We start from the raw sequence: 14,246 nt of genomic DNA on the forward strand, positions 1-14,246 counted from the left end.
CGCTCACCCCGATTCTAAATTCAATAGTATTCCAGCTGAAGATCTGTCAGTTCCCATTCCGGATTGGATTCCAAGAAACGTATGGCTCTCCTGACTTCTCCCTCTGCAGGTTCTTTTGCTGAAGCGACACAAACGAGTGCAATGACCGTCCGCTGCCATAGATCTTGGTAATCTACTTCTGCGACGGATACATTGAAATCATTTTTCACACGTTCCATCATGCGTTGCAGGACAGAGCGCTTTCCCTTCAGCGAGCTGATGTCAGGAATGAAGAATGAACATTCCGCATAGACAATCATACCCGTTTGACTTCCTCCATTACGTAGGCTTCGATGATGTCGCCTTCTTTAATGTCATTAAAGTTCTTAATCGTAATACCGCATTCGTAGCCTTTCGCCACTTCTTTCACATCGTCCTTGAAGCGTTTCAATGTGTCCAATTCACCTTCAAAGACAACAATGTTGTCACGGACAATACGTACACCAGAATCTCTTGTGATTTTGCCGTCAATGACATAGCTGCCGGCAATCGTTCCGATTTTCGATACTTTGAAAGTCTCACGCACTTCTGCCTGACCAATGACTTTTTCCACATATTCCGGATCCAGCATACCTTTCATGGCTGCTTCGATTTCCTCGATTACTTTATAAATGACGCGGTGCAATCGAATGTCGACGCCTTCCTCTTCCGCTGCACGCTTCGCATTGACGTCAGGACGGACATTAAATCCGATGACGATGGCATTGGATGCCGCAGCAAGTGAAATGTCAGATTCATTAATAGCACCTGCACCCGTATGGATGATCTTGACGTTAACCCCTTCTACATCGATTTTCATCAATGAAGCTGCCATTGCTTCGACCGTACCTTGGACGTCTGCTTTGACAATCAGGTTAAGCTCTTTCATTTCGCCTTGTTTCATCTGATCGAATAAGTTATCTAGCGTTACACGCGTTTTTTCAACGCGTTGCTCTTGAAGAGCGTCTCCCGCTCTCGATTCCCCGATTTGACGGGCTGTCTTCTCGTCTTCGAAGACGACAAAACGGTCACCTGCCTGCGGAACATCGTTCAAGCCAGTAATTTCGACTGGAGTCGATGGTCCCGCTTCTTTTACCCGGCGTCCTACATCATTGATCATCGCACGAACACGGCCGAATGTATTTCCGACAACAATTGGATCTCCTACATGCAATGTACCATTTTGTACTAGCAAGGTTGCAACAGAGCCGCGTCCACGATCCAATTGAGCTTCGATGACTGAACCACGCGCACGGATTCCAGGATTTGCTTTCAATTCTGCCACCTCAGAGACAAGGAGGACCATTTCAAGCAACTGTTCAATCCCTTCGCCTTTTAATGCGGAAATCGGAACGAAGATTGTGTCGCCACCCCAATCTTCCGCAACGAGGCCATGCTCGGTAAGCTCTTGCATAACACGATCCGGGTTAGCACTTGGCTTATCCATTTTATTTACTGCGACGATGATTGGAACTTCCGCAGCTTTTGCATGGTTGATCGCCTCAATGGTTTGAGGCATAACGCCGTCATCCGCGGCAACAACGAGGATGGTAATATCCGTCACGCTGGCACCGCGTGCACGCATCGTTGTGAAGGCTTCGTGACCCGGAGTATCAAGGAAGGTGATTTTCTTCCCTGCTTCCTCGATTTGATAAGCACCAATATGCTGCGTGATGCCTCCTGCTTCCCCTTGTGTCACTTTTGTATCACGGATGGAGTCCAATAATGTTGTTTTACCATGGTCGACGTGACCCATGATTGTAACGACAGGAGGGCGTTCCGTTTCACCGGATTCCACTTCCTCATTTTCTTCAAAATAAATTTCAAGATCGGTCACATCGATGCGGATTTCTTCCTCAACCTCCACACCATAGTCTGCGCAGATCAATTCGATTGCATCCTTATCCAGCTCTTGGTTAATAGTTGCCATAACCCCAAGCATGAATAATTTCTTAATGATTTCAGACGGTTCCTTGCCTAATTTTTGAGCTAGCTCGCCAACAGAAAGCGATTCATAGAACGTAATTTTTTCCGGCAACGGTTTTTCAACTTTTGGCATTGGAGTCGTTGGACGATATCTCCGTCTTCCTTGGTTGATCCCTTTTGCTGGTGGACGACCGCCTCTTCCGCCTTGACGATTGCCACCTTGGCCACCCTGGCCACCTTGTGCTTGGTTGCGGTTGCCGCCTTGACCTTGATTTCGATTGCCGCCACCCTGGTTATTCGGACGTTGCTGGCCGGATTGCGGACGATTGCCGCCTTGGCCACCCTGGCCACCTGGTCTAGCTTGACCTTGGCCTGGTTTGTTGCCATTGCCTTGGCCAGCCGGGCGTTGTGTACCGCCTTGACCTGGACGAGGTTTATTTTGATTTTGATTTTGGTTTTGATTTTGGTTTTGGCCTTGGTTTGGTCTTCCTTGGCCATTTGAACCGGAGCGTTGGCCTGGTCGGTTTTCATTCGAATTGCGGCCTTGCTTTTGATCGCCTCGGTTTGCAGGACGCTGTGCGTTCGGTTGCTTATTTCTTGCAGGAGCGCCATTTGCAGGCTGTCCTTCATTCTTTCTGCCGAATTTCGCATCCAATTTAGCTGTCGCATCATGATCCAACATAGACATGTGATTGGAAACATTCACATTAATCTTTCCTAATTCCTCAATGACTTCTTTACTCGTCCGATTCACTTTCTTCGCGTATTCGTGTACACGTATCTTCGTCATTAGCCCACCCCCGGTTAGATTCGTTGAGGAGCCCGGATAGCTTCCCGGCAAAACCGGCATCCGTTAACGCGAGAACGACCCGCGACTCTTTACCGATAGCATGCCCAAGTTCTTCTCTGGAACCTAGGACATGCTTCTCAACGTTATAAGAATTACATTTATCCGTAATTTTTTTCATTGTATTTTTTGAAGCATCGTTCGACACGATCACCAGTTTGGCTTTGCCGTTTCTGATTTCACGAACGACCAGCTCTTCGCCTGTGACGATTTTCCTGGCACGTGCCGCCATGCCCAATGTTTGATAGATAGCCGCTGTGTGACTCATTTCAGAGCCTCTCGGCGAATGGCATGCAGTAAATCCTCATAGACCTGCTCAGGGACTGCCACGCCCAATTGCTTTTCAATTGAATGGTTACGGCGTGCTGCCTCAACAGCGGATTCCGTCTTCGACACATAGGTGCCTCTACCTGATTTCTTTCCGGTCAAATCGACCGAGACTTCGCCTTCCTTCGTACGTACGATCCGGATCATTTCCTTTTTAGGGAACATGTCTCCAGTCGCCGCACATTTGCGCAAAGGCACTTTACGATTATTCGTCATGAGAAGTCAGCCTCCCATATCAATTGTCATCATTTGTATCTGCGTAAAGATCGATCGCTTCGTCCGCTTCCGGCTCTTCCATGCTGTATGGATCGTCGGTATACACATCGTCGCCATCTTCTTCCGCGCTATATACGTCCACTTCTTCTTGGAACAAGATGTTTTGACCGGCAGAAGGATAGATTCCCATTTCGCGTGCATCTGTTTCACTCTTGATATCAATTTTCCAGCCAGTCAGCTTAGCTGCAAGGCGGGCATTTTGGCCTCTCTTCCCGATTGCAAGAGACAATTGATAGTCAGGAACGACAACAGTTGTGGATTTCTCTTCTTCATTCACTTGGACATCCAGCACTTTAGAAGGGCTCAATGCATTCGCAACGAAAACAACAGGGTCTTCAGACCACTCGACGATATCGATTTTCTCGCCGTTCAATTCGTTTGAAATGGATTGGACGCGGGCGCCTCTTGAGCCTACGCATGAGCCGACAGGATCAACTTCTTCGTTATTCGTATGGACCGAAATTTTCGAGCGGTCTCCTGCTTCCCGTGCGATGGATTTGATTTCAACTGTGCCGTCATAGATTTCAGGCACTTCCATTTCAAAAAGTCTGCGAAGCAATCCCGGATGTGTACGAGATACGAATACTTGTGGACCGCGTGATGTGCGTTCCACTTTTGTGATGTAGACTTTGATCCGGTCATGGGGCTGGTAGGATTCCGATTGAATCTGCTCTGCTACAGGAAGGACAGCCTCCACTTTGCCTAGCCCAACATAAATATTGCGCTGATCGAGCCGTTCTACAATCCCGTTGACAATATCATCTTCACGGTCCACATACTCATCGTAGATTAACCCGCGTTCCGCTTCACGGACACGCTGCGTGACAACTTGTTTCGCTGTTTGCGCTGCAATTCGTCCAAAATCACGCGGCGTCACTTCTTCCTCGACAATATCGCCGATTTCATAGGCAGGATTAATCATATGTGCATCTTCCAGCGCAATTTCAAGTCTTTCGTCTTCGACTTCTTCCACAACATCTTTGCGGGAGTAGACTTTCATCGTCCCTTTTTCAAGGTTCAAGTCAACCCGGACATTTTGCGCTTGGTTAAAATTCCGTTTGTAAGCAGTCACAAGTGCCGCTTCAATTGCTTCCACTAATACATCCCTTGAAATGCCTTTCTGTTTCTCAAGAGCTGTCAATGCATCGAGTAGATCACTACTCATTGTTCTTCACTCCCCTAAATTCAATTATGCGGAAAAATCGATTGCCAGACGTGCAAATGCAATCTTTTCCTTTTCAATTTCCACTGTTAATTTTCTCGTTTTTATTCGCATTTGGATCTCCACTTTTTCGGGAGTGTATGAAAGCAGATAGCCTTCAAACTCTTTCATGCCATTCACCGGCTCGTATGTTTTGACGAACACATATTGGCCGACAGCTCTTTGAAAATCCTCTTCTTTTTTGAGAGGACGTTCAGCCCCTGGTGAAGAAACTTCAAGGAAATAGTTTTGTGGGATTGGATCGGTCCGGTCCAACTCTTCGCTCAGCCTTTCACTGACGAGCGCACATTGTTCAATATCGATGTTCCCTTCTGGGGTATCAATATAGACACGTAAAAACCAGTCTTTTCCTTCTTTCACAAACTCGACATCGATCAGCTCCAAGCTGAAATCCTCTACAATCGGCTTGACAAGCTGTTCGACTTCTTCTGTTATTTTACTCATTTTAAACCTCCCGAACGTGAATTCTAATCGCTATCGCCCCGGCGCACCTGCCGACTCTCCGGCTTTTGTACCTGATACATGGATAGGTCAAATTCAGCCGAGCGAGGTAAAATAAGTATAGACAACAGAAAAGAGCGGGAAACCCCACTCTTTTTACGCGAGACTTATAGCAAAAGTTGCTACAATTATACCACCTGGTGCACTTCTATGCAAATAATGTGCATGGCTGGTGAATTGTAACGCGCTTTCCTGTCTGCAAATTAAAACAGTGATAGCTGGTTCGTGTCTGGCATCCCTTCCAAACAACCAAGGGTATCCATGTATTCCACGACTGTCTTCGAAACTCTCCCCCGCTGCTGTAAATCCTCTTTCGAAAGGAAAATCCCATCTTTTCGGGCTTCTACAATCATTTTGGCGACGTTTGTCCCGAGTGAAGGAATTGAATTGAACGGCGGGATGAGTTTATTATCCTCGATAATGAAATCCGTGGCATCTGACTTGTACAAATCTGGTTTCGCGAAGGAAAATCCTCTTTCACACATTTCAAGTGAAATTTCCAATACAGTCAATAAGCTTTTCTCTTTCGGCGAGGCTTCCAATCCCTTGTCATTAATCTCTTTGATTTTCGCACGGATAGAGGCCGGTCCCTTGGTCATGGTTACCAGGTCATAATCAGTCGCCCGTACCGTAAAGTACGCGGCATAATACATGATCGGGTGATGCACCTTGAAATAGGCAATTCGAAGCGCCATGAGAACGTAGGCGGCCGCATGGGCTTTCGGGAACATGTACTTGATTTTCTTACAGGAATCGATATACCAATCCGGCACGTTGTTCGCTTTCATTTCGGCTTCGAATTCAGGCGTCAGCCCTTTCCCCTTCCGAACCGATTCCATGATCTTAAAGGCGATGGACGGTTCCAGCCCTTGGTAAATCAAGTACACCATAATATCATCACGACAGCCGATTACATCAGATAATTCACAGATTTTATTTTGAATTAACTCTTGTGCATTGCCGAGCCATACATCCGTACCATGCGACAGGCCGGATATTTGAATGAGCTCAGAAAATGTCGACGGCTTCGTCTCTTCCAACATTTGACGAACAAATCGGGTACCAAACTCCGGCACGCCCAGTGTCCCTGTCTTACAGTCGATCTGTTCCTCTGTGACTCCGAGTGACGAAGTGCCGCTGAAGAGTGCCATAACCCCTTTGTCATCCGGCGGAATCGTTTTCGGGTCGATTCCTGACAAATCCTCCAGCATCTTGATCATCGTCGGATCATCGTGCCCGAGAATATCCAGTTTCAACAAGTTGTTATCAATGGAGTGGAAGTCGAAATGCGTCGTCCGCCAGCTCGAGCCGGTATCATCAGCAGGATACTGGATTGGCGTGAAATCGAAAATCTCCATATGATCCGGCACAACAATGATTCCGCCCGGGTGCTGCCCCGTATTACGTTTTACGCCGGTACAACCTTGCACAAGGCGATCGATTTCGGCACCGCGGAGGTGAAGATTATTGTCGTTCATATAGCCTCTGACATACCCATAGGCAGTTTTTTCGGCAACCGTTCCGATTGTACCCGCACGGTACACATAATCCTCACCAAAAAGTACTTTCGTGTAGTTATGTGCGTGCGCTTGATATTCTCCGCTAAAGTTCAAATCGATGTCGGGAACTTTATCACCGTTGAATCCTAGGAACGTTTCAAACGGAATATCCTGGCCATCTTTTTTGAACATCGTTCCACACGACGGACAAGCTTTATCGGGCAAGTCAAAACCAGACCCGACCGATCCGTCATCAAAGAACTCGGAAGTTTTACAAGACGGACAAATATAGTGTGGCGGCATCGGATTCACTTCTGTAATTTCCATCATGGTCGCTACTAGGGAAGAACCGACCGATCCACGGGAACCGACCAGGTACCCGTCATCCAATGATTTCTTTACCAGTTTATGTGAAATTAGATAAATAACCGCAAATCCATTACCGATAATTGAAGTCAATTCCTTCTCTATTCGTGCCTCAATAATTTCAGGGAGCTCTTCACCATATATTTTATGGGCCATATCGTATGTCAGCTGGCGTACCTCCTCATCTGCCCCTTCGATAGCGGGCGGATAGAGATCGTCTTTAATAACCTTTACGTCCCCAATGCGTTCCATAATGGCCTTAGGATTATCAATAACAATCTGCTCGGCAATCTCATCACCCAAGAATGAAAACTCATCGAGCATTTCATTCGTCGTCCTGAAGTGGACCGCAGGCAAGGAGTGGCGGTTTAATGGATTTGCGCCGCCTTGGGAACGAACAAGAACCTGCCGATACATCCCATCGTTTTCGTCAATGTAATGTACATTTCCTGTCGCACATACCGGAAGGCCCGTCTTCTTGCCCAATTTGATCATTTTCCGCATGATGTCTTCCATATTCCATTCATCGCGAATCAATTCCAGTTCGACCAAATGGGAATAGACCGGTTTCGGATGCAGTTCAAGGTAATCATAAAACTTGGCGATTTCCTCTACTTCTTCAAGCGACTTCTGCATCAGCCCTTCAAATACCTCTCCCTTATCACAGCCAGATCCGACCAGCAGGCCTTCACGGTGTTTCATCAATAACGAGCGTGGAATCCGGGGCACCCGATAGAAATAGTTAAGATGCGAGTAGGAAACGAGTTTGAACAAATTTTTCAAGCCTGTATCATTGGCAACTAACAAGGTGCAATGGGATGGTCGAGATCGCTTATAGGCATCCCCTTCTCCGATGTTCTTATTGAAGTCGTCGAGCCACTCAATTCCTTTTTCAGCGGCATCCTTCATAAGCTTCACGAATAAGTATGCGGTTGCCTCCGTGTCATAGATGGCACGGTGATGCTGTGTCAATTCAATATCAAATTTCTTGGCCAAGGTGTTGAGCCGATGATTTCGTAATTCTGGATACAGGAAGCGGGCCAGTTCCAACGTATCGATGACTGGATAGTTCTTGTCATGGACACCAGACTTTTTGCTCGCTTCGTAAAAGAAGCCCATATCGAAAGAGGCGTTATGCGCAACGAGTATGGAATCCCCAATAAACGCTTTGAAGTCACGGATAACTTCTTCCACTTCCGGTGCATCTTTCACCATGTCATCTGTAATTCCCGTCAATTCTGTTGTCGTAGAAGACAACGGATGATGCGGATTGGCAAACCGTTCAAACCGTTCGGTAATTTCCCCATTCTGCACTCTTACCGCAGCGAGTTCGATGATTGTGTCGTATACAGCAGAAAGACCTGTTGTTTCCACGTCAAACACAACATATGTATCGTCTTCCAGCTTGCGATGCTGTTCATCATATACGATTGGAACCCCATCATCGACCAAATTGGCCTCCAAACCGAAGAGGACTTTTATGCCATGCTTTTTCCCGGCCGAATAAGCTTCAGGGAACGATTGGACATTGGCGTGATCCGTTATGGCAACAGCAGGATGGCCCCATTTCGCAGCCTGGGCTACGAGTGCGGATGCGGATGTTACTCCATCCATTTGGCTCATATTCGTATGCGCATGCAATTCAATCCGTTTTCGATCTTCAGGCGCTTTGTCCTTTCTGACAATCGGCGGAACTTCCATGATATCTTGCGCCATCATGATCAGATCCCGCACAAACGTATCATTTTGTATACTTCCTCTCGCTCGGACCCACGCGCCTTTTTTCATCGTTTTCATCAATTCGGCATCTTCGTTGTCCCTGGAGAACATTTTGACGAGAATGGAATCGGTGTAATCTGTTACTTTAATTGTCAGCAAGGAACGTCCGCTTCGAAGCTCTCTCACTTCGACATCAAATACATACCCTTCAATTGTCACGCGGCGTTCTTCGTCTTGTATTGTCTTAATGTCAAGGATCGGTTCATCTGGTTTGATTGGCACACCAAGGATAAACGGCCTGTTGTTTTCAGGGCTGTCCTTCTTAGTTGTGTCGCGTTCTTGCATAGAAGCCAGCGCTTTTAGGGCATAAGCCTCTTCTTCCGCTTGCCGGGCTGCCATGAATGCGAGGCGCGCTTCTTCTTCCTCCTTGTTTTCTTCTTGCAAATGAAAATCGAATAACAGGGAAGGAAACCCGAACGTGCCATAGACATCAGCTAGCAACTTTGCATATTTATTCTTCAATGTCTGCATTTCAAACTCAGTACCCGAACCGAGCATGAGCTTTTCCCCTTTGACTTCTGGACGTTGATTGCTGAGGCGCTCACGAATCGGAGGTGACATATCTTGTATTTCTTCCAGAATCAACGGCCAATAGCTGGTGATCAGCTCTTGATCCATCCTTCTTTCCTGGCATGTAACGTGGAGCTGAATCGTCGCAATCGATGCAAAAGCATCCAAAACCCGCTGTTTGAAAGTTTTGTAGACCGCAATCGGCAATGGCTTGTCATTTACAATTTCAAACCGCCATATCCTCGATTTTTTATGAATCGCCAGCCGCTCTAACGTGGCATTCTCAAAATGCACGACAAACTGATCATCGGTCATGTTAATTTGTTGCAACAAAGTCATTAATTTCATTTTTCCGTCCATGGGACATCCTCCTTTCTGCCTGCGATCTTGTTATGCGCGAAGCAAAACATTAAAAGGAAACCGCCAGCAACTCGACATGCTTGATGTGTCTGCCCAACGCATGAACTGATCCCATCATGCTTTTCGTTTCTCCAGCTTTGCAATTTCCGCAGGATCTAATTCTATCTATTCGCTATTATGTAGAAAGCATTCATTCAGACACACTACTTATTCGGCCAGGGAAAAACAAGGGAAGCGCTGTTTCTCAGCCTTCCCTTGAGTCGAATTAAACATGGAAGAACGACTGCAATTTTTCGGTCACTTCTTCCTTCTGCCATTCTACTGTTTCTCCTGTCTCGCGGAATTTGATTTCAATTATTCCTTCCGCTGCTCTCTTTCCAACGGTCAGGCGTATGGGAACACCGATCAGATCCGCATCTGCAAATTTCACACCGGGCCGTTCTTGCCGATCATCATATAAAACTTCGTATCGATAGGTTCTCAACAGATAATAAAGTTCTTCAGACAATTGACGCTGTGTCTCATCCTCGTCATTTACGGTGAGTAAATGGATGTCAAATGGAGCAAGCTGTTTGGGCCATTTGATTCCATTGTCATCATGAAATTGTTCGACGAGCGCAGCGAGCAAGCGCGATACACCGATGTGATAGGCGCCCAAGAGATAAGGCTGGAATTCACCTTCGTTGTTTTGAAACTCAGCTTTGGCAAGTTGGCTGATTGCTGCTCCTTCTTTGGAGATACGGCCAATTTTTATTCCTTTGGCAAATTGGATGGTTCCTAATCCATCAGGAGAGGGATCGCCTTCCTGGACAAAACGCAAATCTAAATACGAATCGACCGCAAAGTCCCTTTCCGGATTCGCATGTATGAAATGAAAGCCTGTCTCATTGGCTCCACAAACACCATTGACGATGGAGCCGACAGCGAGATCCGCGACAACTCTCACACCTATTGGCAGTTTAACTGGGCCGATCGATCCCGGTTCAGCCGAAAAAAGACGCTGCACTTCCTCCGGTGTGGCCAGACTGACTCGCATGGCCTTCATATGATGTGTCAATTTCCGATCGTTAATTTCATGATCTCCTCTGCATAGCACGGCTACCATTTCGTCATCAATTGTATAAAGTAATGTTTTAATAATATGGGATGGTAGAACTTTAAGGAAATCCGCCACTTCACGCACTTTATGCACATTCGGCGTAGCGACTCGTTCCATCTCCTTCATCCGAATCTCACTTGTCTGTTCTTCAGGCTTCGTTTCCGCCCACTCTAAACTGGCAGCATAAGAAGATGAATCACTGTAAGCGATAATATCGTCCCCAATGGATGACATCGCAATGAATTCGATGGAACTTCCCTGTTCCGCATCCATCCCTATTTGAGCATTCACTACTCTGTAGTTCAATCCCAATCTAGTGAAAATGTTTGAGTATGCCTGATTAAATTGCTCATACATGTCATGCAAACTAGTAGGTTCCGCATGAAAGGAGTGAGCGTCCAACGAAACGAATTCCCTGCTATGCAGCAATCCAAATCTCGGACGCTGAATATCGCGAAACTGCTTTTGAATTTGATAAAGCGTTACAGGGAGCTGCTTGTAGGAAGCAATATGATCCTGAATGAGTGCAGTAATTGAATTTTGGTCAGATGAACGAAGAGCATACTCCCTTCCTTGGTGATCTTGCAGAGTAAAAGCATCATCGCCAAAGGCATCGCCAGGATGTTGCAGTATCGGCATAACCATTTCTGCAGCCTCTATCTTTTCCATTTCTTCATGAATTACATTTTCGATCTTGCGTAATACCTTTTGGGCTAAAGGCAGAAATGTAAAAACACCACTTGCATTCGTACGGATATAGCCTGCTCTTACTAACAGCTGATGTGAAATGGCATCGATGTCAGCAGGTGTTTGCCTCATTGTCGGTATGAACGTTCGTGATTGTTTCATTGTACCCCACCTTTTCACCAATAACTTTGAGTTGTTTTGTTCCAATAAATCGCTTGTTTGGTCAATAAATGCAAGTTGCTCTAAAAGCGAGTAATGGAGTCCCGGAAATCCGAGACTCCACCACTTTCGATATCAGTTGAAGAAAAATTTCTGGATATCGTTCCAAGTTACGACGAGCATGAGAACCATCAGAAGCATGATGCCAACAAAATGAACCATGCCTTCCTTCTGTTTATCAACTGGTTTGCCGCGCAGCCCTTCGAACAGGAAGAACAGCAGCCGTCCGCCGTCTAGAGCCGGCAAAGGAAGCAAGTTCATGATGCCGAGATTAATGCTCAAGATCGCTGCAAAATTCATCAGGCTGTAAATCCCAAATTGTGCAACAGACTCGGTTGTTTTATAAATACCGACTGGTCCTGATAACGCATCGATACTGAATTTACCTGTCACCAGCTGACCTAGCAGCTCAAATATCCGTTTGATCCAGTAAAATGTCTGCTCTCCCCCGTAAACAAAGGACTTGACGATACTTTTTTCATAAACAGGCTCTGTGCTTACTCCGAGCTGGCCGAACTCCATTCCGGAATCTTCGATGACGGAAGGTGTAACACGCAACGTCTCTTGCTGGCCATTACGCAGTACAGTAAGCTCGAGCTCCTTGCCAGGGTTCTTTTGAACAATATCGGTAAACGCTGTCCATTTTTCAATCTTCTTCCCATTAATGCCGATTACCATGTCTCCTGCTTGCATTCCGCCACTTGCTGCAGCGGAATTCGGCATGACTTCATTGATGCGTGGTTCGTTCGTTGGAACCCCAATCAGCAAAGCAATCGCAATAAAAAGAAAGAAAGACAGGATAAAGTTGAACAAAGGACCTGCGAAAATGGTCATCGCCCGACTGCCGAGCGGCTTTGATTCGAATTGACGATCATAAGGGGCAATGATAGTCTCTTGCCCTTTCTCCAGTATGACAGCATTTCGTGCAATCGGGAATCGGACGAGTTCCTCTGAATCGTTATAACCTTCGATATAAAGCTTCTCTGATAAGTCTGCTGATTCCGTTTCAAGGAACATAATATTCGGATCCGAAACATTGCGGTTCAAATAGATCTTTTCTACTTCATCTTTGTCATTGAGAAGCAGTCCGACGCGGTAGCCCGGCTGGAGTTCAACCGTGTCGAAATCCTGGCCAGCCATCCGTACATACCCGCCAAGCGGCAACAGACGGATCGTATATAATGTTTCACCTTTTTTTGAATAAAAGATTTTTGGACCAAAACCGATTGCAAATTCCCGGACCATGATGCCCGATTTTTTCGCAAATAAAAAGTGCCCCAATTCATGAAAAAAGACGAGCGATCCAAAAATGACGATAAACGCAATAACGGTTTCCATGTAAAACCACCTTACTGGCCAAGCCGGCCTTTTAATCTGCGGGCAACCTTTTAAAAGCACAGACGGTTCCCGCTTGCTTTCCCTGCAGAAATGTAAAAGTTTACTGCAGTCTCGTAACTATATCATACACCATTTTTCGGGAGGCGGCATCTGTCTGAAGTATCGTCTCCAAATCAGGATGGGCGATTTTCTGATGCTTCGCCATGACAGTTTCAACTAGCTCCTCGATTTGAAGGAAGGAGATCCGGCCTTCCATGAATAATTGGACCGCTACTTCGTTTGCCGCATTCATCGCAGCCGGCATCGTGCCGCCTTCTCTCCCTGCATCATATGCGAGGGCCAATGCTTTAAAACGTTCAAAATCCATTTTTTCAAAATGAAGAAGCCCAATCTCCTCCAGACGAAGCCGTTTTGCATTTTTCATCGGTATTCTATCCGGATATGTCATCGCATATTGAATCGGGACTCTCATATCAGGAGAGCCTAGCTGCGCCATAATGCTTGTATCCTCAAATTCGACCATCGAATGAATGATGCTCTCTTTATGTAGCAGACAATCAATTTGATCGAACGGCATGTTAAACAGATGATGGGCCTCAATTACTTCCAGCCCTTTATTCATCATAGTGGCTGAATCGATCGTCAGCTTGTTCCCCATCGACCAGTTCGGATGAGCGAGTGCCTGCTCCACCGTGACACCTGCTAATTCATCACGCGTGCGATCTCGGAAACTGCCTCCTGAAGCCGTAAGGATCAATCGTGTGATTCGCTTCGGATTTTCCCCGTTCAAGGACTGGAACAAGGCGGAGTGTTCACTATCGACAGGCAAGATCGGAACATTTCGCTCCGCAGCCTCCCTCATAACAATTTCACCGGCTGCAACAAGCGTTTCCTTATTCGCAATGGCAATTGGAATATGAGATTGAATCGCTTTCAATGTAGGCTCTAGTCCCACACTGCCGATGACAGCGTTCACCAATAAATCCGGGCCCGCTTCGCAAGCAACGGCCATCAGCCCTTCTTTGCCGTGCATGATACGGATTTCCGGAAAATCACGCTGCAATGATTCGGCGTCTTCCGCCCGCAGGACGGAAACGATTTCTGGCTGGTGGTTTTGTGCAATTTCCCTTACTTTCGCAATGTTTGTCCCAGCTGAAAATGAAACCAGCTGGAACTTGTCCCTATTTGATTCAATGATATCTAATGTTTGGACGCCGATGGACCCCGTTGCCCCGAGTAAACTAATACGTTTTACCATGTCACTATTGTCAT

Annotated in this window: 10 protein-coding genes; all 10 read right to left on the reverse strand. The window is 46.4% G+C overall.

Features of this window, described 5'->3' with window-relative positions:
- Positions 1-20: 20 nt before the first annotated feature.
- The gene (locus L7D49_RS19250; protein ID WP_238083987.1) at positions 21-299 is read right to left on the reverse strand and encodes a DUF503 domain-containing protein; all 279 of its coding nucleotides are present in this window, start codon (positions 297-299) and stop codon (positions 21-23) included.
- On the reverse strand, positions 296-2,734 hold the full coding sequence (infB, locus tag L7D49_RS19255; protein ID WP_238083990.1) for a translation initiation factor IF-2: 2,439 nt from the start codon (positions 2,732-2,734) through the stop codon (positions 296-298). The genes L7D49_RS19250 and infB overlap by 4 nt, the downstream gene beginning before the upstream one ends.
- A complete protein-coding gene (locus tag L7D49_RS19260; RefSeq protein ID WP_238083992.1) occupies positions 2,682-3,059 on the reverse strand; it encodes a YlxQ family RNA-binding protein in 378 nt (125 codons plus the stop codon). The genes infB and L7D49_RS19260 overlap by 53 nt, the downstream gene beginning before the upstream one ends.
- A complete protein-coding gene (rnpM, locus tag L7D49_RS19265) occupies positions 3,056-3,334 on the reverse strand; it encodes an RNase P modulator RnpM (RefSeq protein ID WP_238083996.1) in 279 nt (92 codons plus the stop codon). Before rnpM ends, L7D49_RS19260 begins: the two co-directional genes overlap by 4 nt.
- 19 nt (positions 3,335-3,353) lie before the next feature.
- Entirely contained in the window at positions 3,354-4,559 is a 1,206-nt protein-coding gene (gene nusA, locus L7D49_RS19270; protein ID WP_238083998.1) for a transcription termination factor NusA, read from the reverse strand.
- A 24-nt stretch (positions 4,560-4,583) separates the two neighbouring features.
- Positions 4,584-5,060, reverse strand: a complete 477-nt coding sequence (gene rimP, locus L7D49_RS19275) for a ribosome maturation factor RimP (RefSeq protein WP_238084000.1) — start codon at positions 5,058-5,060, stop codon at positions 4,584-4,586.
- Positions 5,061-5,320: 260 nt separating this feature from the next.
- The gene (locus L7D49_RS19280; protein WP_238084001.1) at positions 5,321-9,631 is read right to left on the reverse strand and encodes a PolC-type DNA polymerase III; all 4,311 of its coding nucleotides are present in this window, start codon (positions 9,629-9,631) and stop codon (positions 5,321-5,323) included.
- 265 nt (positions 9,632-9,896) lie between these two features.
- A complete protein-coding gene (locus L7D49_RS19285) occupies positions 9,897-11,579 on the reverse strand; it encodes a proline--tRNA ligase (protein WP_238084003.1) in 1,683 nt (560 codons plus the stop codon).
- A gap of 132 nt (positions 11,580-11,711) precedes the next feature.
- The gene (gene rseP, locus L7D49_RS19290) at positions 11,712-12,974 is read right to left on the reverse strand and encodes an RIP metalloprotease RseP (RefSeq protein WP_238084004.1); all 1,263 of its coding nucleotides are present in this window, start codon (positions 12,972-12,974) and stop codon (positions 11,712-11,714) included.
- A 100-nt stretch (positions 12,975-13,074) separates the two neighbouring features.
- On the reverse strand, positions 13,075-14,232 hold the full coding sequence (locus tag L7D49_RS19295) for a 1-deoxy-D-xylulose-5-phosphate reductoisomerase (protein WP_238084006.1): 1,158 nt from the start codon (positions 14,230-14,232) through the stop codon (positions 13,075-13,077).
- Positions 14,233-14,246: the final 14 nt, after the last annotated feature.

It is taken from the genome of Sporosarcina cyprini (genome assembly GCF_022048975.1).
Taxonomy (GTDB): domain Bacteria; phylum Bacillota; class Bacilli; order Bacillales_A; family Planococcaceae; genus Sporosarcina; species Sporosarcina cyprini.

Coding starts and splice junctions, on each gene's coding strand:
- L7D49_RS19260 (WP_238083992.1), bottom strand. CDS start 3,059: ATGAGTCACACAGCGGCTATCTATCAAACATTGGGCATGGCGGCACGT.
- L7D49_RS19295 (WP_238084006.1), bottom strand. CDS start 14,232: ATGGTAAAACGTATTAGTTTACTCGGGGCAACGGGGTCCATCGGCGTC.
- nusA (WP_238083998.1), bottom strand. CDS start 4,559: ATGAGTAGTGATCTACTCGATGCATTGACAGCTCTTGAGAAACAGAAA.
- L7D49_RS19250 (WP_238083987.1), bottom strand. CDS start 299: ATGATTGTCTATGCGGAATGTTCATTCTTCATTCCTGACATCAGCTCG.
- L7D49_RS19280 (WP_238084001.1), bottom strand. CDS start 9,631: ATGGACGGAAAAATGAAATTAATGACTTTGTTGCAACAAATTAACATG.
- L7D49_RS19285 (WP_238084003.1), bottom strand. CDS start 11,579: ATGAAACAATCACGAACGTTCATACCGACAATGAGGCAAACACCTGCT.
- rseP (WP_238084004.1), bottom strand. CDS start 12,974: ATGGAAACCGTTATTGCGTTTATCGTCATTTTTGGATCGCTCGTCTTT.
- rnpM (WP_238083996.1), bottom strand. CDS start 3,334: ATGACGAATAATCGTAAAGTGCCTTTGCGCAAATGTGCGGCGACTGGA.
- rimP (WP_238084000.1), bottom strand. CDS start 5,060: ATGAGTAAAATAACAGAAGAAGTCGAACAGCTTGTCAAGCCGATTGTA.
- infB (WP_238083990.1), bottom strand. CDS start 2,734: ATGACGAAGATACGTGTACACGAATACGCGAAGAAAGTGAATCGGACG.